The 18481-nt window shown below is 70.9% G+C and carries 13 protein-coding genes; 5 read left to right on the top strand and 8 right to left on the bottom strand.

Translation table 11 applies throughout. The features are described from left to right. Window positions 1-115: 115 nt before the first annotated feature. From AB0F40_RS18505 to eno, 7 genes are all read right to left on the bottom strand, one after another. A complete protein-coding gene (locus AB0F40_RS18505; protein WP_357470668.1) occupies window positions 116-1573 on the bottom strand; it encodes an NAD(P)/FAD-dependent oxidoreductase in 1458 nt (485 codons plus the stop codon). A 177-nt stretch (window positions 1574-1750) separates the two neighbouring features. Continuing rightward, window positions 1751-3118, bottom strand: coding sequence for a hypothetical protein (locus AB0F40_RS18500; RefSeq protein WP_357470666.1), 1368 nt, complete (start codon window positions 3116-3118; stop codon window positions 1751-1753). Further along, complete coding sequence (locus AB0F40_RS18495; protein WP_357470664.1) at window positions 3115-3447, bottom strand: PadR family transcriptional regulator; 333 nt, start codon at window positions 3445-3447, stop codon at window positions 3115-3117. The genes AB0F40_RS18500 and AB0F40_RS18495 overlap by 4 nt, the downstream gene beginning before the upstream one ends. 68 nt (window positions 3448-3515) lie before the next feature. After that, window positions 3516-4508: a Ppx/GppA phosphatase family protein gene (locus tag AB0F40_RS18490; protein ID WP_357470661.1), complete on the bottom strand. Its 993-nt coding sequence runs from the start codon at window positions 4506-4508 to the stop codon at window positions 3516-3518. Window positions 4509-4565: 57 nt separating this feature from the next. Then, the gene (locus tag AB0F40_RS18485; protein WP_357470658.1) at window positions 4566-5066 is read right to left on the bottom strand and encodes a DUF501 domain-containing protein; all 501 of its coding nucleotides are present in this window, start codon (window positions 5064-5066) and stop codon (window positions 4566-4568) included. Between the two features lie 41 nt (window positions 5067-5107). Then, window positions 5108-6070 carry a septum formation initiator family protein gene (locus AB0F40_RS18480; protein ID WP_357470655.1) on the bottom strand — a complete coding sequence of 321 codons (963 nt, stop codon included), beginning with the start codon at window positions 6068-6070 and terminating at the stop codon, window positions 5108-5110. A 220-nt stretch (window positions 6071-6290) separates the two neighbouring features. Further along, window positions 6291-7571, bottom strand: a complete 1281-nt coding sequence (eno, locus tag AB0F40_RS18475) for a phosphopyruvate hydratase (RefSeq protein WP_357470652.1) — start codon at window positions 7569-7571, stop codon at window positions 6291-6293. Between the two features lie 266 nt (window positions 7572-7837). Here eno and AB0F40_RS18470 point away from each other — a divergent pair, with 266 nt between their 5' ends. The 3 genes from AB0F40_RS18470 to AB0F40_RS18460 all read left to right on the top strand — a co-directional run bounded on the left by AB0F40_RS18470 (window position 7838) and on the right by AB0F40_RS18460 (window position 14029). Continuing rightward, the gene (locus AB0F40_RS18470; RefSeq protein ID WP_357470649.1) at window positions 7838-9409 is read left to right on the top strand and encodes an ABC transporter permease; all 1572 of its coding nucleotides are present in this window, start codon (window positions 7838-7840) and stop codon (window positions 9407-9409) included. A gap of 16 nt (window positions 9410-9425) precedes the next feature. Next, window positions 9426-10103 carry an ABC transporter ATP-binding protein gene (locus AB0F40_RS18465; RefSeq protein ID WP_357470646.1) on the top strand — a complete coding sequence of 226 codons (678 nt, stop codon included), beginning with the start codon at window positions 9426-9428 and terminating at the stop codon, window positions 10101-10103. Window positions 10104-10411: 308 nt separating this feature from the next. Beyond that, a complete protein-coding gene (locus AB0F40_RS18460; RefSeq protein WP_357470644.1) occupies window positions 10412-14029 on the top strand; it encodes an endo-1,4-beta-xylanase in 3618 nt (1205 codons plus the stop codon). 109 nt (window positions 14030-14138) lie between these two features. On the opposite strand, the gene AB0F40_RS18455 is transcribed toward AB0F40_RS18460, so the two are convergent. Further along, window positions 14139-14678 (bottom strand): MarR family winged helix-turn-helix transcriptional regulator, encoded by a 540-nt coding sequence (locus AB0F40_RS18455; protein WP_357470641.1) that lies wholly within the window; start codon window positions 14676-14678, stop codon window positions 14139-14141. 145 nt (window positions 14679-14823) lie between these two features. On the opposite strand from AB0F40_RS18455, the gene AB0F40_RS18450 reads away from it, so the two are divergent. Together AB0F40_RS18450 and AB0F40_RS18445 are read left to right on the top strand one after the other, a co-directional pair. After that, entirely contained in the window at window positions 14824-16500 is a 1677-nt protein-coding gene (locus tag AB0F40_RS18450; RefSeq protein WP_357470638.1) for a CocE/NonD family hydrolase, read from the top strand. A gap of 329 nt (window positions 16501-16829) precedes the next feature. Next, window positions 16830-18419 carry an ABC transporter substrate-binding protein gene (locus AB0F40_RS18445; protein ID WP_357470635.1) on the top strand — a complete coding sequence of 530 codons (1590 nt, stop codon included), beginning with the start codon at window positions 16830-16832 and terminating at the stop codon, window positions 18417-18419. Window positions 18420-18481 lie beyond the last annotated feature (62 nt).

Here is an 18481-nt window from a genome sequence, read left to right as displayed (position 1 = left end):
ACCACGCCATGTTCTGCGTTCCAGAGGTCGATGGCGCAGAAGATGGCATGGTCCGCCGAAGATCGCATGGCCGCGGACCCGGACCCGGACCCGGACCCGGACCAGCGTCAGAGGGTCAGCCCTTCGAACCCGACTCCGCGCGCTCGGCGGACGACTCCGCCTTCTGCTCGACCTTCTCGCCCGTCTGCTTCGGCGGCACGGAGGCGCTGCGGAACTCCTGGCGCGGGTCGTGCAAGGAGCCCAGCGAGACCAGCTCGCGGCCCATGAGGAACTGTCCGACCCAGCCGATCAGGATGCGGATCTTGCGGTTACCGGTCGGCATCGCCATGACGTGGTAGCCACGGTGCGCGACCCAGGCCGGGAACCCGCGCAGCTTGACGAAGCCGAACAGCTCCGCGACACCCTTGTACAGACCCAGCGACGCGACGACACCAAGGTTCTTGTGGTCGTAGTCGACTGCGGGCTTGTCCTTGTAGAGCGCCACGATGTTGTCGGCCAGCTGCACGGCCTCACGGATCGCGTGCTGCGCGTTCGGCGGGCAGAACTTGCCGGGGTTGTTGACGTCCGGCACGGCGGCACAGTCACCGGCTGCCCAGGCGCCCTCGACGACCTCGCCGTCCTCCGTCGCGATCTGCAGCGTCGGCAGCACGATGGCGCGGCCCATCTTGTCGTACGGAAGGTCGGAGGCCTCCTTGATGACCGGGTTCGCCTTGACGCCGGCGGTCCACACGATCGTCTCGGTGTCGAACTCGACGCCCGTCGACGTCACGACGTGCCCGTCCACGCAGGACGAGAGGAAGGTGTTGAGGTGGAACTCGATGCCGCGCTTCTTCAGCTCGGCGAGCGCGTACTCGCCCATCGGCTCCGTGACCTCCGGCAGGATGCGGCCGGCACCCTCGATCATGACGAACCGCAGGTCGGACGCCTCGATCGTGTTGTACTGGCGCGTCGCGTAGCGCGCCATGTCCTCGATCTCGGCGAGGGCCTCGATACCGGCGAACCCGCCACCCACGAACGTGAACGTGAGCATGCGCTTGCGCAGGTCGGCGTCCCACGTGGAGGACGCGACGTCCAGGCGGTTGATGACGTGGTTGCGGACCGCGATGGCCTCTTCCACGTTCTTGAAGCCGATGGCCGTCTCCGCGAGACCCGGGATGGGCAGCGTGCGCGACACCGAGCCGAGGCCGATGACCAGCTGGTCGTACGACACCTCGTACTCGTCGCCCTCCTCGGGCTGGATCTTCACGGCCTTGCGCCCGTGCTCGATCCCGCTGACCTTGCCCTGCAGCACATCGATGCCCTTGAGGGCCTTGCGGTGCGGCGCGACGACGTCGCGGGCGTCGATCGACCCAGCGGCCGCCTCGGGCAGGAAGGGCGCGTACGTCATGTACGGCCGCGGGTCGACGACCACGATGGCCGCCTCCCGCTTCTTCAGCTTCTTGCGCAGGCGGCGCGCCACGTAGAGGCCGACGGACCCGCCGCCGAGCACCACGATGCGCGGCACCTTCCGCGGGCGCGGCGTGCTCGCCGTATCGGAAGCATGGCTGACCGAGGTCAGGTCGTTCTGAGGCATGATTCCCAGGGTACCGCGCGCTTCGCATCCCTACCGACACGACGAAGAGCGGCGTGTGCGTGATGCACACCACGCCGCCGTCGCCGTTGCAGGAACTTCCTCGATCCTCTGGCCACCACAACGGACCACCCCCACCGGAAGTTCCCGGTCGGCGGAAGTCCGTCGTGACGGGCCGGGTCAGTCGGCCTGCGTCGCCTCGAGCGTCGGCTCCCGGAGCTCGGTGTCCGACGTCGGCGCCTCACCCGGGTGCACCGTCTCCCCCCGCGTACGGCTCATCGGGCGGTCGCCGGCGGCCGGCCCCGTGCCAGGCTCGTCGGACGACGGCTCGCCGGTCGCCGGCTCGTCAGCCCCGTCGGCCTCTCCTGAGCCGGCCACCGTCGTATCGCCGTCGATGGCCGTCGGCGCCTTGAGGAACGGCCACGGCATGTCCTGCGGCCGCACCCCCGTGGGTGGCTGCGGATACGGGTCGTCGTACCCCTCGGAGTCATAGAACCCGCTGCCCTCGGCGCCCAGTCCGAGCTCCTCTGCGGGTACGGCGCTGAGCGGGAAGACGTTCCAGCGGCTGCGCCCGTCGGACGCGGTGGCCGGCTGGAAGCTCCAGGAACCGGCGACGTCGGGCACGGACCAGGTGTCCCAGGTCACACTCTCGTCGATGGTCCGAACGGGCCGGCCGCGGTCGTCGAAGAGCTGCACGTCGCGGATCGGGTTGCCTTCCGCGTCGTAGGCGAAGATGTTGCTGACCTGCATGCCGTCGACCCAGACGCCGTCCGCCTCCGCCATGGGCGCACCGCTCGCCGTGCTCGCCTGGGAGATCTGCGCGTTGTAGTACCCGTCGCTCCACCCCGCGTCGTAGCTGAGGCCGCCGGCCATGACCGGGTCGGCGTCCGCCTCGACGTCGAGCACCATGGGGACGGCGAGGACGCCGGCGGCGACCGACGCGACCGCGACGGCGCGGGGGAACCAGGACCAGCGCGGAACCCACTTGCCGCGCCCCCACTGGACGCTCACGACGATCGCCGCGACCACCAGGACGCGACCGGCCGCCGACGACGGCCAGAGGGTGACGTCGTTGATCCCGTACGACCAGATGACGACCTGCGCGGCGACCCAGCCGCGCAGGATCCACCAGGCCGGGGCGAGGGACCGCGCGAGCTCGGCGAACGCCGTCCAGGCCGGGGTGCTCGCCACGGGCCGCCACACGGCGCGCACCCGCTCGGACGCGACGGTCCAGGCCCCCGCGACCGCCCGGCCAGGTCCCCGCCTGACGCTCCGCGCGGGGACCGACGCCGGCAGGCCCGCCGCCGCGCGCAGCTCGGCCGCGTACTCGTCGGCCGGCCCGAAGCGCGCCGACAGGTCGAACACGTGGGTCTCCGGGGCAGCGGGGACGACCGCCTCGTCCAGGACCGCCTCGGTGAGGTCCGCCTCCAGGCCGTCGGTGAGGTCGTCGGCCACTTCCGGGCCGAGGTCCGCCAGGTGCAGACGCACCGCCTGCGCGTAGCCGCGCACGTGTGCCGAGAGCGCGTCACTGCTGGTGATGGTGTTCATCGAGCTACCTCGTTCCTCTCGCCGAGAAGTCCGGCCACCGTGTCGGCGAACTCCTGCCACTCCTTGCGCTGCGTCTTCAGCGCTTCCCGCCCGTGCGGGGTGATGCCGTAGTACTTGCGATGGGGCCCGGACTCCGAGGGCACCACGTAGCTCGTCAGCGAGCCGCCCGCGTACAGGCGGCGCAGGGTGCCGTAGACGGACGCCTCGCCGGACTCGACGCCGCTGGCACGCAGTCGCCGGACGATGTCGTACCCGTAGCCGTCCTCCTGCTCGACGACCGCGAGCACCGCGGCGTCGAGCACTCCCTTGAGCAGCTGCGTTGTGTCCACGAGGTGCACGGTACCGCGCAATGCGTAATAGTGCGACGGTGCTCGCGAACTTCATCCGATGACGACCCTCACGCCATGGACAGCGCGATCCCGTCGAGGATGTCGTGCTCGCTCGTCACCACGCTGGTCAGCGACCCACCCGCCGCCGCGACGTCGGCCGCGACGCGGGTGACCACCTCGGACCAGACGAGGGCGCCCGCCGCGATCACGTCGACCCGCCCCGGGTGCAGAAATCCCATCGCCACCCGGTCGGCTCGCGGCGCGGCCAGGAGCGCCCCGCAGGACGCCAGGACCGTCGAGACCGGCAGCTCCGCCTGGTTCACGCGCTCGCGCGAGTACTCCGGCAGGCCCAGCGCGTGCGCGGTCACCGTGGTGATCGACCCGGCCAGCCCGACCAGCGTCGTGGTCTTCGCGAGCGGGACCACGCGGGCGGCGTCGTCCAGATGGTTGCGCACGTCCGCGCGGGCTGCCGCGATCTCGGCGGCCGACGGCGGATCGCTGTGCAGGTGCCGCTCCGTCATCCGCACCGATCCGATGTCCATCGAGACGCTCGCGTCCACCGAGTCGGTGCCGAGGACCAGCTCGGTGGACCCTCCGCCGAGGTCGACGACGAGGAACGGGCCGGCGTGCGCCTCCGCCACCGCGCCGGTGGCGCCGCGGAAGGAGAGCTGCGCCTCTTCCGCACCGGTGATGACCTCGACGTCGACACCCAGCGCCGAGCGGACGCCGTCGAAGAACTCGCCACGGTTCCGCGCGTCGCGCGTGGCCGACGTCGCCACGAACCGCACCCGTTGCGCTCCGGCGGCCTCGATCACGGCCGCGTACTCGCGAGTCACCGCGAGGGTGCGCGCCAGTGCCTCGGGCGCCAGCTCACCGGTGCGGTCCACGCCCTGCCCGAGCCGCACCACCTCCATGCGGCGGTCGAGCTCGGTGAGGTTTCCGGCGGCGTCGACGTCCGCGACCAGCAGGCGGATCGAGTTGGTGCCGCAGTCGATCGCGGCCACGCGAGAGGAAGTCACGCGAGGATTCTTCCAGGCGACCGGCCGTCCGGGACCGAACATGCCGGTTCCGCGAGAAACCTCACGTGGTTGTGGGCGTGACCAGAGCTGGGGGCGGGGTCAGCAGGTGCAGCGGTCGGGGCGCCAGGTGTCCCTGGCCAGCGCCAGGGCCTCGTCACCCAGCGGGTTCACGCCGGGGCCGGCGGCGAGGGCGTGCGCGAAGAGGACGTGGAGGCACTTGACGCGCGTCGGCATGCCACCGGCGGAGATGCCGGCGATCTCGTCGACGTGCGCGATGGCCTCGCGCTGCGCGAGGTAGTGCTCGTGCGCCTTCCGGTACGCGGCGGCGAGCTCGTCGTCCGACTCGAGCCGCGCCGTCATCTCCCTCATCACACCGTTCGCCTCGAGCGTCGAGGCGGCGGCGACCGCGCCGGGGTGCGTCAGGTAGAAGACCGTGGGGAACGGGGTCCCGTCCGGCAGCCGGGGCGCGGTGCGTGCCACGGTCGGCCGGCCGCACACGCAGCGCGCCGCGATCCCCACGACGCCGCGCGGCTCGCGGCCGAGCTGCTCGGCCAGGACGCGCAGATCGTCGTCGGACACGGTTTCAGTCGCGGTGTTCACCCACCCATTGTCGCCCAGTCCGCGACCTGGACCCAGCAGACCTACTCCTCGCCGCCCGCGATCCGCACCGAGTCCCAGACGCTGGTGTACCAGGGGGCGTCCCTGTCCTCGGCCGTACCTGGCGACGGCTCGACGACGCCGTCCGCCGGCTCCTCCTCCTGGACCGCATCGGTGTCGAGCGGGCGCCATACCTTGTCGCCCGGCATGACGAACCGGAACCGGGACCGTGCCTGCTCGATCACGTACGACCGGTCGTCCCAGCGCGCCAGCTCGGTCTCGAGCTCCGCCTTCTGGTCCTGCTGCTGGCTCAGCTCGGCGCGCAGCTCACGCAGCTCTGCCTGCTGCGTCACGACAGCGCGCACTGTCGGGAGCAGCAGCACCACCGCGAGAAGGACCACCACGGAGAGGACCATCGCCCGGACCGTCAGCACCTCCGGGAGCACGAGCCCGAAGCTGCCCCGCTTGCGGTCCGCACGTGCCGGGCGCGTGGGCGGTGCCACGCTGCCGGTGACCGCGCTACGGCGGCGCGGCTGCGTGGGCCGCTTGGCACCCCCGTCCGACGCCGGCCGCGCGCCACGCGGAGCTGCCGTACCGGGACGTGCGGTTGCGGGGCGTGCGGTTGCGGGGCGTGCGGTTGCGGGGCGTGCCGAGGACCGTGCGGGGGCGGTTGCGGGCCGTGCCGGTGCGGTCCGGCGACTCGACGACGGCGCGGCGGGCTTCCGACCGGCGCCTTTCGCCGTCGTGCCCTTCGCGGGCGTGGTACGCGCGGCGGCGCCCTTCGCGGCGGCGCTCTTCGCAGCAGTGCCCTTCGCTGCCGACCCCCTGGCCGTCGCGCCGGACGGCTTCTTCGGCGCGGCCTTGCCCTTGGCCGACGACGCCGACCCCTTGGCCTTCTTCGCACCGGCGGCGCCGGCTCCCGAACCCGCACGCGGCGTCGACGACGGGCGCGCACCCGAGCCGTGCGCCGAACCCGAGGGTCGCGCCGGGCGACGTGAGGAAGGCATGGGTCGATTGTGCCGATTCGCCGGGCCTTTGTACCGGCATTACCTCCGGCGCGCCGTGTGTCGAACCTGTGGAACGCAAAAGTCCGCCCCGACCAAGCCCTCCGGCATGCGTCTCACGCGAGACGCATGCCGGACCGCTTGGTCGGAACGGACCTTCCGCGGCGGCCGGGACGGCCGCGGCGACCCGGGCGACCGCGGCGCCCGGCGGCAGTCCGCCGACTCAGCCCTGGAAGCGGGGGAACGCCGACCGGCCGGCGTACGTGCCGGCCTCGTCGAGCGCCTCTTCGATACGCAGGAGCTGGTTGTACTTGGCGATGCGCTCACCACGGGCGGGTGCGCCGGTCTTGATCTGACCGGCGTTGGTCGCCACGGACAGGTCCGCGATGGTGGTGTCCTCGGTCTCGCCGGAGCGGTGCGAGGTCATCGTGGTGTAGCCGTTGCGCTGGGCCAGCGTCACGGCGTCCAGCGTCTCGGTGAGCGTGCCGATCTGGTTGAGCTTCACGAGCAGCGAGTTCGCCGACTTGAGCTCGATGCCCTTGGCGAGGCGCTCGGGGTTGGTGACGAACAGGTCGTCGCCCACGATCTGCACCTTGTCGCCGACCTTGCTCATGAGCCCGGACCAGGCGTCCCACTCGTCCTCGGACAGCGGGTCCTCGATCGAGACCAGCGGGTAGTCGGCCACGAGCTGCTCGTAGTAGGCGATCATCTCGTCCGAGGTCTTCTTGCCGCCCTCGAACGCGTAGACGCCGTCGGAGAAGAACTCCGTCGCGGCCACGTCGAGCGCGAGGCCGACGTCGACGCCGGGCTTGAGGCCCGCGCGCTCGATGGCGACGAGGATCAGGTCGAGCGCCTCACGGTTGCTGGCGAGGTTCGGCGCGAAGCCGCCCTCGTCGCCCAGGCCGGTGGACAGGCCCTTCTCCTTCAGCACGGACTTGAGGGAGTGGTACACCTCGGTGCCGGTGCGCAGCGCCTCGCGGAAGGTCGGGGCGCCGATCGGGGCGACCATGAACTCCTGGATGTCCACGTTCGAGTCCGCGTGGGACCCGCCGTTGAGGATGTTCATCATCGGCACGGGCAGCACGTGCGCGTTCGGGCCGCCCACGTAGCGGAACAGGTCCAGGCCGGCGCTCTTGGCGGCGGCCTTCGCGACGGCGAGCGAGACGCCAAGGATCGCGTTGGCGCCCAGCTTGCCCTTGTTCGGGGTGCCGTCCAGGTCAAGCAGTGCCTGGTCGACGATGCGCTGCTCCTCGGCGTCGTATCCGACGAGCTCGGGGGCGATCACGTCGTTGACGGCCGCCACCGCCTTCTCGACGCCCTTGCCCAGGTAACGGCTCTTGTCGCCGTCACGCAGCTCGACGGCCTCGAACGCGCCGGTCGAGGCGCCGGACGGGACCGCCGCACGGGCGAAGGTGTCGTCGTCCAGGACGATCTCTACCTCCACGGTGGGGTTGCCGCGAGAGTCGAGGATCTCGCGTGCTCCAACGGCTTCGATGCTAGCCACGGAATCTCCTTCTAAGGATGTTGCTCGGAGGTTACGGCCCTCAGCCTAGAACGTCCGCCGAGCGGACGAGCAACCGTCCACCGCACGTTCACCGTCCGACCGGCAGGGCGGACGGCGACGCCGTACGCCCCCGGTTCACAGGGTCACCACAGGTCGGCGACAGGCCCACCACAGCGTGCGTGCCTAGCGTTCCGGTCGTCCGGCGCGGACCGCCTCCCGGAGTCCCCCGCGTCGCCCGCTCGCTCGTTTCCCCAGGGCTCAGCGCCATGGCCCGCGAGGCGGTCCGCGCGGACACCAACGTCTCGCACGTCCCCTCCCGACCCTGGCAGGAGCCCATGTTCTTCACCTATCTGCGCAGAGAGCTGCGCAACCGACGGAAGCAGACCGTCGTCGTAGCGATCGGTCTCGCGGTCGCCATCGCGCTGGTCATCGTCGTCAACTCGGTCTCGACCGGCGTCAAGGACGCCCAGTCCGAGGTGCTCGAGTCCGTCTACGGCGTCGGCACCGACGTCACCGTCACGCAGGGTCCCGGCGCACCCGGAGAGGGAGGCGGCCGGAGAGTAGAGCTCGGCGCGCCCATGGGCGAGGCCCTGGACACCCGCGTCGAGGAGGACCACCTCACCACCGCGATGGGGGCGATGCCCTTCGACGCCACCGCGCTGGAGAAGATCTCCGGGCTCGATCACGTGTCGGGAGTCGCCGGCGCGCTGGACCTGCAGAACCTGTCGTTCTCCGGCGAGCTGCCCGGGGCCTCGGCCGACAGCGGCAGCAGCGGCAGCAGCGGCGGCGCCACGACGGAGCCCGGCGAGGGCGGCGGTCAGTCCGGCGGTGCCCCCTTCGAGATCGAGCAGTTCACGGTGACCGGCCTGGACCCGGAGGCCGCCGCCGTCGGGCCGCTGACCACCGCAGAGGTCACCGACGGCCGGACGCTGGAGGCGGGCGACAAGAACGTCGCCGTCGTCGACAGCGCCTACGCCACGTCCGAGGACCTCGCCGTCGGCGACAAGATCGCCGTGGGCGGCACGGACCTGGAGATCGTGGGCATCGTCGCGTCCTCGTCCGGCGAGGGTGTCGCGACGACCTCCGACGTCTACGTCCCGCTCGCCGTCGCCGCGACCCTCGCCGACCTCGCCGACCAGGTCACCGACGTCTACGTCCAGGTCGACTCCGCCGAGAACGTGGAGGCCGTCGCCGCCGCGATCGAGGCAGAGCTCCCCGACGCCTCCGTGAGCACCCAGTCCGACCTCGCCGAGGGCGTCACCGGATCGCTCGCCACGGCGTCCGACCTGATCGGCACGCTCGGCACGTGGCTGAGCGCCATCGTGCTCGCGGCGGCCTTCGGCCTCGCGATCCTGTTCACGGTCTCGGGCGTGAACCGGCGGACCCGTGAGCTCGGCACGCTCAAGGCGATCGGCTGGAGCAGGAACCGCGTGGTGGGCCAGGTCGCCGGGGAGTCCGTCGTCCAGGGACTGATCGGCGGCGGCGCGGGCCTCGCGCTCGGGGCGCTGACAGTCTGGGCCGTCAACCTCGCGGGCATCACGCTGAGCGGCGCGTCGGGCGGGGGCTTCAGCATGGGCGGCCCGGGCAGGCAGCCTCCCGAGGGTGCGGTGCGGGACGGCGGGGCCGCACCGGCAGGCGACAGCTTCGGTGCCGCCCCCGTCGGCCTGGCCGACGCCGCGGACAGCGCCGTCGACGTCGTCCTCCAGGCGCCGGTGAGCCTGTGGATAGTCCTCGCCGCCGTCGGGCTGGCGGTGCTGGGCGGCCTGCTCGCCGGGATCGTCGGTGGACAGCGCGCGGCCAAGCTGCGCCCCGTCGAAGCCCTCCGTTCCCTCGCCTGAAAGGCTGCTCCGAACCATGTACCAGATCGACGACCTGACCAAGACCTACCGCCAGGGCAAGCGCGTGGTGCGCGCGCTCAAGGGCGTGTCCCTGACCATCGGCGACGGCGAGCTCGTGGCCGTCCAGGGCCCGACGGGCGGGGGCAAGTCCACCCTGCTGCAGATGCTGGGCGGGCTGGACCGGCCGACGTCGGGCACCGTCAAGCTCGACGGCACCGACCTCGCCGGCATGAGCGACGCCCAGCTGACCGCGGCCCGGGCCGAGACCATCGGGTTCGTGTTCCAGAACTTCAACCTCATCCCGACGCTGACGGCGCTGGAGAACGTCGAGACGGCGCTCGTGCCGGCGAGGCTCCCGCGACAGAGCCGGACGGCACGGGCACTGGCCGCGCTGGACTCGGTGGGCCTCGGCGACCGGGGCGACCACCTGCCGGGTGAGCTGTCGGGCGGGCAGCAGCAGCGGGTGGCCATCGCGCGGGCGCTCGTGAAGAACCCGAAGGTCCTGCTCGCCGACGAGCCCACCGGCAACCTCGACGAGGAGACCCGTGACGAGATCGTGGACCTCCTCGAGGGCCTGTGGAAGGAGCAGGGCCTGACGATCGTGCTGGTCACGCACGACTCGGTGGTCGCGAAGCGGACTCCGCGCCGCCTGCGCATCGCGAAGGGAGCCCTGAAGGACCTCACGGCGGCGTAGTTCAGGCGCTGGGCGCATGGTGCGCCTCTACCCAGGGATCTGGCCCGGAACTGTATGGATTTCGGGCCCGATCCCTGGGTAGCGGCGGATATCTCTGACCGTCGCTTCTCGACGGCGGCGCGTGGTCTGGCTACGCTGCCCCTACGTCCGCCGTGCACCGTCGCCCGGCGTTCGAACCTCACCCGGAGACACGCGCAAGGGAGCGCAACATGCCTCGTCGAAATCGTTTCATCCCGGTTCTTCTGAGATCGCGAAATCGTTTCACAGCCGCCGGTGCAGCGGCGCTCGTCGCCGCAGGGACGCTGGCGGTGGCACCCGCCTCCGCGACCGCGGCAAGCACCAGCACACCCACCGCCACATCCACATCCACATCCACATCCACCGTCGTCACCTCCGTCGACTTCGAGGACGGCACCACCGGAACCTGGACCGCCAGCGGCGCCGCGGGCCTCGAGGTAGTGCCCGACCCCGCCGAGGAGGGCAGCGGCAACGTCCTCGCCATCACCCGAGCCGCCGACTACGAGGGCATCCAGTCCCCCACCGGGATCTTCCAGCCCGGCCTGACCTACACCTTCAGCATGCGCGCCCGCCTCGCGGAGCCCTCCGACCCGGCCGGGACCGCGCCCACCAGCGCCGACCTCCGGTTCGTCATGAAGCCGGCCTACGCCTGGGTCGGCAACACGACCATCGGCACCGACTGGACCACCGTCACCGGCACCTGGACGGCCGACGGCGACGCCGACCCCGCCGAGCTGCAGGCCTACCTCGGCAGCACGGACCAGGACGCCCCCTACACGATCCTCGTGGACGACATCATGGTGACCACCTCCGAAACCGCCCCGCCCGACGACGTCGTCCCCGGCGGCGCGATCAACCCCACACCCACACCGGTCTACCTCGCGGAGGGCAGCGGCGACGTCTCCGCCCTCACCTTCGACGACGGGCCCAACCCCGGCACCACGCCCGCCCTGCTCGACTTCCTCGCCGAGCACGACATCAAGGCCGTGTTCTGCGTGATCGGCCAGAACATCCAGGCCGACGGCGGAGCCGCGATCCTGCGCCGGATCGTCTCCGACGGCCACGTGCTGTGCAACCACTCGACGGGGTACGCCGACATGGGCTCCTGGACCGAGGACCAGGTGCGCGCCGACCTGGTCGCGAACCTCGGCATCATCCGCGACGCACTCGGCGACCCGGACCAGCAGGTCCCGTTCTGGCGCGCGCCGAACGGCTCGTGGGGCGTCACGCCCGGCGTGGCCGTGGAGCTGGGCATGCAGCCGCTCGCCGTGCGGAACACGATCGCCGACTGGGAGACGCAGGACGTCGACACCCTCACCGCCAACCTGCGCACCGCGATGGTCGCGGGCGAGCTGGTCCTTGCGCACGACGGCGGCGGTGACCGGTCCGGCACGCTGGCCGCGGTGCGGACGGTGGTCACCGAGCGGCTGGCCGCGGGCTGGGAGTTCACGTTCCCGCAGGGCACTCCCCCGGTGTCGGGCCCCGTGATCGAGGACCTGACCGGTATCAAGGAGACCGTCGACTTCCCGGTGGGCGTCGCGATCGACAGCCGCGAGACGTCGGGCGCGGCGGCCGAGCTCCTGAACCGCCACTTCGGCCAGCTCACCCCCGAGAACCACATGAAGCCCGAGGCCTGGTACGACGATGACGGTGCGTTCCGCCGTCATCCCGAGGCGACGGCGCTCATGGACTTCGCGCAGGAGAACGACCTGCGGGTCTACGGCCACGTGCTGGTGTGGCACAGCCAGACCCCAGAGTGGTTCTTCCAGGACGACGCCGGCGAGCCGCTCCCGGCGACCGACGAGGGCAAGGCGATCCTCCGCGAGCGCCTGCGCACCCACGTGTTCGACATCGCGGAGAACCTGAGCACCGACTACGGGCCGTTCGGCTCGGACACCAACCCGCTTGTCGCGTTCGACGTGGTCAACGAGGTCGTGTCGGACGGCGGTGAGGACGCGGACGGTCTGCGCCGCAGCGAGTGGTTCCGGATCCTGGGCGAGGACTTCATCGACCTGGCCTTCGAGTACGCGGACGAGGCGTTCAACGAGACGTACGCCGCGGCGCCGTCGGACACGGTCGCGGACCGGCCCGTGACCCTGTTCATCAACGACTACAACACGGAGCAGGGCGGCAAGCAGGACCGGTACCGCTCCCTGGTGGAGCGGCTGCTGGAGCGCGGGGTGCCGGTGGACGGCGTGGGGCACCAGTTCCACGTGTCCCTCGCGATGCCGGTCAGCGCGCTGGAGGCGGCCATCGAGCGGTTCGCTGACCTGCCGGTCACGCAGGCCGTCACGGAGCTGGACGTCACCACGGGCACTCCGGTGACCGAGGCCCGGCTGATCGACCAGGGCTACTACTTCAAGGACGCGTTCGACGTGTTCCGTGCGCATGCGGAGGACCTGTTCTGCGTGACGGCGTGGGGTCTGACCGACGGCCGGTCGTGGCGGGTCGACAGCGGTGCGCCGCTGCTGTTCGACGACCAGTACCAGGCCAAGCCCGCCTATTACGGGGCGGTCGGCGCGGAGCTGCCGGCCCGCCTGCGCACCGTGAACGTGTTCGCGGGCGACGTGCCGCTGGACGGTGCGGCGACGGGTTCTCCGGTGTGGGACCGGCTGCCTCGGCACACGTTCGACGCGCCGGGCGGCGGCGAGGCCGCCTTCCAGCTGCGCTGGGCGCCCGATCACCTGACGGCGTTCGTCTCGGTGGACGACGCCGAACCGGCGCCGGCAGATGCGGTCACGCTGGTCCTCGGCGACGACGGGGACGGGTCAGCGGAGTACGTGGTCGGCAGGGACGGTTCGGTGACCGGCGGTGCGGAGGGCGCGGACGCCGTGGCGGCCGAGCGGGAGGGCGGCTACGACGTCGTCGTGCACCTGCCGGCGTCCCTCGAAGAGGGCGCTACCGCCGCCTTCGATGCCCGGGTGACCAGCGATGACGTGACCACCACGTGGAACACGCCCGGTGCGCTGGGCACCCTGACGCTGGTCGAGGAGCTGTCGTACCTGGAGGTGCCGCAGGCCGCCGAGGCGCCGGTGGTCGACGGCGACGTCGAGAAGCTGTGGGCCTCGGCGGGCGTGGTGACCACCACCAAGGAGGTCGAGGGCACGGGCGGCGCGGTCGCCACCGTCAGCACGCTGTGGCACGAGGGATCGCTGTTCGTCCTGGCCGACGTGGCGGACCCCGTGGTCGACGTCTCGGGATCCGACCCGTGGGTCCAGGACTCCGTCGAGATCTATGTGGACGGGGGCAACGCGAAGAACGGCGGGTACCGGGCCGACGACACCCAGATCCGCATCTCGGCGCAGAACGCCGTGTCCTTCGGCACGGGCGACGAGGCGGCCCAGCGCGCACGGGTCGCGAGCGCTACCACGCTGACCGACGGCGGGTACCGCGTCGAGGCGTCCGTCGACCTGCTGTCCTACGGCGGGCTCGGCACGTTCCACGGTCTGGACTTCCAGGTCAACGACGCGGCCGACGGCGCGCGGACCGGCATCCGGAACTGGGCGGACCCGACCGGGGCCGGCTACCAGTCCACGGCCCGGTGGGGCGTGGGGCAGCTCGTGGCCGCCCCGGGCCTGACCAACCTGACGCCGCCGGTGGTCGAGGGGCGGCCGGCGAAGGGCAGGACGCTCACCGCCGACCCGGGCACGTGGTCGCAGGAGGCGACGTTCACCTACCGCTGGCTGCGGGACGGCGAGCCCGTACGCGGTGGCGGCAGGCCCGGCGGCCACGGCGGGCCTGCCGCCGGCGGCGGCCCTGCAGGCGGCGGCCAGTCCTCGGGCGAGGGGCAGCGGTACAAGGTCAAGCCGTGGGACGTCGGGCACGAGCTGTCCGTCGAGGTGACGGCCCGAACCGCTGACGGCACCACGGCCACGGCGACGAGCGACCCGGTGCGGGTCCGGCGCTGAGGATACCGCCGGGCACCTGACCACGTTCGTCCGGCTGGTGCGGCAGCCGCGGCGTCCGGGCACTTCGTTGCCCGGGCGCCGCGGTGCCAACCGCCGACCCCTGGTTGGCTCAGTGACGTTCCTGCCCGTGCTCGCCGCGCGCCTCGCCGTGCTTCTCGGCCAGCACGTCACGCAAGGTGTGATGGAGGTGCTCGAGAAAGTCGGCGAACCGGGCGAGAAGGTCGTCGGGGAAGTCCGCCATCGCGGCGTTGACCTGGACGGCTACCGGGTCGAAGTACTCGGCGACGAGGGCCTGCGCGTGCGGGCCTGCGCGGAGGGTGGTCACGCGTCGGTCGGGGTGCTCGTGCGTGCGGCGCACGTGATCGGCGGCCTCCAGCCGGTTGAGCAGTGCCGAGGTGGCGTTGGGCGACAGGCGGATGCGCTCGCCGAGGCGGGCCGGCGTGAGCAGCCGGCCACGCTTCTCGTCGTTGGCGATCTCGATCAGGGCGGTGGCGTCGCCGGGGTGAAGCTGCAGCCAGCCGGCGAAGGCACGCCGCAGGTCCGCGTAGTCGGCACCGTAGCTCTTGATGCCGTCGAGCACGCGTGCCCGCTGGTCGGCCTGCCCCTCGGCCTCCTCATGGGCCTCGACACCCTCGCGCTGGTCCGTCATCCCCGCTCCCGCTCGTAGTCGGTGGGCGGCTCTGTGCGCAGCCCCACATCCCCAGCCACTTTACATCCACCATGGAAGCATTTAGATTCCATCGTGGAACTATTCCACCGCAGCCTTTGTTGAGCTGCCCGCCGAAGGGGAAGCGATGACCCAGCCCACGACGAACCCCGTACCCCGCACCGGGACGAGCACACAGCCGAGCACCGGCGCCAACGTGTTCAGCGACGACCCGGTCCCGACGTCGGCGCACCCGCCGGCGCCGTTGATCTTCGAGCGAGACGTGCCGATCCCGATGCGCGACGGCGTCGTACTGCGGGGAAACCTGTACCGCCCGGCCGACAACGCGGCGGCGCCGGTGCTGATGAACTTCGGCCCGTACGGCAAGGACCTCTCCCTCGCGGCGCGGCAGAAGGACTACTACGACGCCCTCGGCAAGGGAGTCTTCCTCAACTGGGAGACGCCCGACCCGGAGTACTGGGTGCCCCGCGGCTACGCCGTCCTGCGGGTCGACTCCCGCGGCTCGGGTGCGTCGCCGGGCCTGCTGGACGCGTTCTCCGCGGCGATGGCGCGTGACCACTACGACGCGATCGAGTGGGCCGGGACCCAGCCGTGGAGCACCGGCAAGGTCGGCCTGCTGGGCATCTCGTTCTACGCCATGACCCAGTGGACCGTCGCGGCCCTGCAGCCGCCGCACCTCACGGCCATGATGCCGTGGGAGGGGGCAGTCGACGCCTACCGTGACTTCATCCGGCACGGCGGCATCCTCAACGCGGACTTCATGCGGCTGTGGGGCGGCGGCATCCTCGCGGCCAGGAACCCCGGGTCGGAGGCCGTCAACCTGTTCGACAGGTCGCGAGCACACCCGCTGGACGACGCCGCCTACACCGACTGGACGCCGGACCTCGGCAAGATCGAGGTCCCGTTCGTGTCGGTCGGCAACTGGGGAAACCTGATGCTGCACCTCCGCGGGAACATCGAGGGCTTCGTGCACGCCGCCTCGTCCGAGAAGTGGCTGCGGATCCTCGTCGGCGGCCACATCCTCCCGTTCTACTCCCCCGAGGCGCTGGCCCTGCAGGAAAGCTTCTTCGGCCACTACCTGAAGGGCGAGGACACGGGCTGGCTGGACCAGCCTCCGGTCCGGGTCGCCCTGCGCGGCGCGGACGGGATCAGCTGGCGCGACGACACCGGCTGGCCGCTGACCGGGACCGAGTGGCGGGACCTGTACCTCGACGCCACCGATCTCCGGCTCGGCGACTCGGGTCCCGCGAGCGACGGGATGGTCGAGTACCCGGCGCCGGAAGGGACCGCGTCGTTCCTGCTGCCGCCCGGCCACGACATCCGCGAGATCACCGGGCCGATCGCCCTGCGGCTCTGGGTGTCGTCGTCCAGCACGGACGCGGACTTCTACGTCACTCTTCGCCAGATCACCGCCGACGGCGACGAGGTGTTCGGGATCAACCCGGTGGACCAGCCCGTCCAGCCGTTGGCACAGGGCTGGCTCCGGGCGTCACATCGCAAGACCGATCCCGACAGGTCGCTGCCGTACCGCCCGTACCTCGTCCACGACGAACAACAGGATCTCGTACCGGACGAGATCGTCGCTGTCGACATCGAGGTCTGGCCGACCAGCATCGTCCTCGCCCCCGGCGACCAGCTCCTCCTGGAGATCAGCTCCAGCGACAACGAGACCATCCACGTCCGGATGGATTCCGACGAGCAGGAGCGCCCGGTGGGACGGTTCAACGGGACCAACCGCATCCACACCGGCCCGAACCGTCCCTCCGCCCTCCGCATCCCCGTCATCCTGGCCGACCCGGCCTGACAGTGCCGAACAGTGCCGAACAGTGCCGAACAGTGATGATCCGGCACTGACGATCCGGCCGGAGTTGTTTCCGTCGCGCAGGCACGCGACGGAAACAACTCCGGCCCACGCGTTCCCGACGTCGGGTTCGTCCGGCGTACGGAGGGAAGGGTCCTTGCCGAATCGTTACAGACGGTTAACACGAGTTTTCGCGCAACCGGCCCGCTCTGGCGATATGGTCCAAATCTCCCCGTCCCCCGGATCGGGGAGCCGACATGGGGAGGCAAGCAGTGAGGCAAGCACGAGTAGGACAAAGGGGCCCGCTCGCCGCGGTCGCTACGTGTGCCGCCGTGGCTCTGACGGTCGCCGGGTGCACCCCGAACGACACCGAGTCCCAGAGCGACGGTCCGGTCACGCTGGAGACCTGGATCAGCCAGGACATGGAGACGCTGTTTCCGGGCGATGCCGGGTCCTACGACCCGATCAGCGTCCTGGACGTCGTCTATGACGGTCTGGTCCGGTACGACCCGGAGACCACTGAGCCGTACAACTACGTGGCCGAGTCCATCGAGGCAGGCGAGGACAACACGGTCTGGACCATCAAGATCAAGCCGGACCTCACGTTCCAGAACGGCGAGCCCGTCGACGCCGAGGCGTTCGCCCGCTCCTGGAACTACACGGCCGACGGAGACAACGGCCTGTACTCCAACTACTTCTTCAGCATCGTCGAGGGCTACGAAGAGATGCAGCCCGAGACGGACGAGAACGACGAGATCGTGAAGGAGGGTGCGGCGGACGAGCTGTCCGGGCTGCAGGTCATCGACGACCTGACGCTCGAGGTCACGCTCAGCTCCCCGTTCGCGGGCTTCGCGACGATGCTCGGCTACACGGGCTTCTTCCCGATCGCCCAGGAGTGCCTGGACGACGTCGAAGCGTGCGCCAAGACGCCCATCGGCAACGGTCCGTTCCAGGTGACCGACTGGCAGCAGGGTCAGGAGCTCACCGCCGAGAAGTGGGCCGACTACCCGCTGGAAGAGACCCCGGAGTACGACTCGATCCACTGGACCGAGTACTCGGCGGGCGAGACCGCGAGCTGGGCCGACTTCAAGTCCGGCGACATCGACATCTCGTTCCCGCCGACCGCCGAGGTCGAGGCGGCGAAGAACGACCCGGAGCTCGCCGAGCGGTACGTCGAGCGCCCCGGTTCCGCCCTGACCTACATCGGTTTCTCGGGGTACACGGACGGCCCGTGGAACGACAAGGAGTTCCGCAAGGCGATCTCGATGGCGATCGACCGCGAGGGCATCGTCGCCTCGCTCGGCTCCGGTCAGGCGATCCCTGCCGACTCCTGGGTGGTTCCCGGCGGCGTCCCTGGCGGCGAGGCCGGCACCTGCGAGTGGTGCACCTTCGACCCGGAGGCGGCCAAGGCGGCGCTCGAGAAGGCCGGCGGCTGGCCCGAGGGCGAGAAGCTGCAGATCAGCCTGGGCGACGACGAGGCAGAGGTGGAGCGCTTCACCGCGATCGGCAACTCGATCGAGGAGGTGCTGGGCATTCCCTACGAGCTCAACGTCGACCCGGACTACTTCAGCACCCGGGCCGCACAGGGCTATGACGGCATGTTCCGGAACAACTGGTTCCCCGACTACCCGCTGAACGAGAACTACCTCAGCTTCTACGCGTCCGGCTCGGCGAAGGACAGCCAGTTCGGCTGGTACAGCAAGGAGTTCGAGGACAAGCTCGACGAGGCAGACGCCGCGCCGACGCTCGACGACGCGGTGGCGCTCTACCAGGAGGCGGAGGGCATCCTCGCCGACGAGTTCCCGACCATCCCGTTCACCTGGAGCTTCAGCGCGACGTACTACAGCGAACGGCTCGACAACGTGATCCTCAACCCGTTCTCGGGTGCGCCGATCCTGCGCGAGATCGAGATCACCGAGTAAGCCACCTTCGTCGTGGGCGTGACCGTTGCGTCCCGTTTCCCTTCCAGGGGCAAGGGTCACGC

Origin of the sequence: Promicromonospora sp. NPDC023987 (assembly GCF_040639055.1) — a bacterium.
Classification (GTDB): domain Bacteria; phylum Actinomycetota; class Actinomycetes; order Actinomycetales; family Cellulomonadaceae; genus Promicromonospora.
This window is presented reverse-complemented; position numbering and strand designations above follow the sequence as displayed.

What these genes read in the sequence shown, in the direction of transcription:
- AB0F40_RS18480 (WP_357470655.1), bottom strand. Translation starts at nt 6,070, where the DNA reads ATGCCTTCCTCACGTCGCCCGGCGCGACCCTCGGGTTCGGCGCACGGC.
- AB0F40_RS18490 (WP_357470661.1), bottom strand. Translation starts at nt 4,508, where the DNA reads ATGTTCGGTCCCGGACGGCCGGTCGCCTGGAAGAATCCTCGCGTGACT.
- AB0F40_RS18450 (WP_357470638.1), top strand. Translation starts at nt 14,824, where the DNA reads ATGACCCAGCCCACGACGAACCCCGTACCCCGCACCGGGACGAGCACA.
- AB0F40_RS18455 (WP_357470641.1), bottom strand. Translation starts at nt 14,678, where the DNA reads ATGACGGACCAGCGCGAGGGTGTCGAGGCCCATGAGGAGGCCGAGGGG.
- AB0F40_RS18465 (WP_357470646.1), top strand. Translation starts at nt 9,426, where the DNA reads ATGTACCAGATCGACGACCTGACCAAGACCTACCGCCAGGGCAAGCGC.
- AB0F40_RS18470 (WP_357470649.1), top strand. Translation starts at nt 7,838, where the DNA reads ATGGCCCGCGAGGCGGTCCGCGCGGACACCAACGTCTCGCACGTCCCC.
- AB0F40_RS18505 (WP_357470668.1), bottom strand. Translation starts at nt 1,573, where the DNA reads ATGCCTCAGAACGACCTGACCTCGGTCAGCCATGCTTCCGATACGGCG.
- AB0F40_RS18500 (WP_357470666.1), bottom strand. Translation starts at nt 3,118, where the DNA reads ATGAACACCATCACCAGCAGTGACGCGCTCTCGGCACACGTGCGCGGC.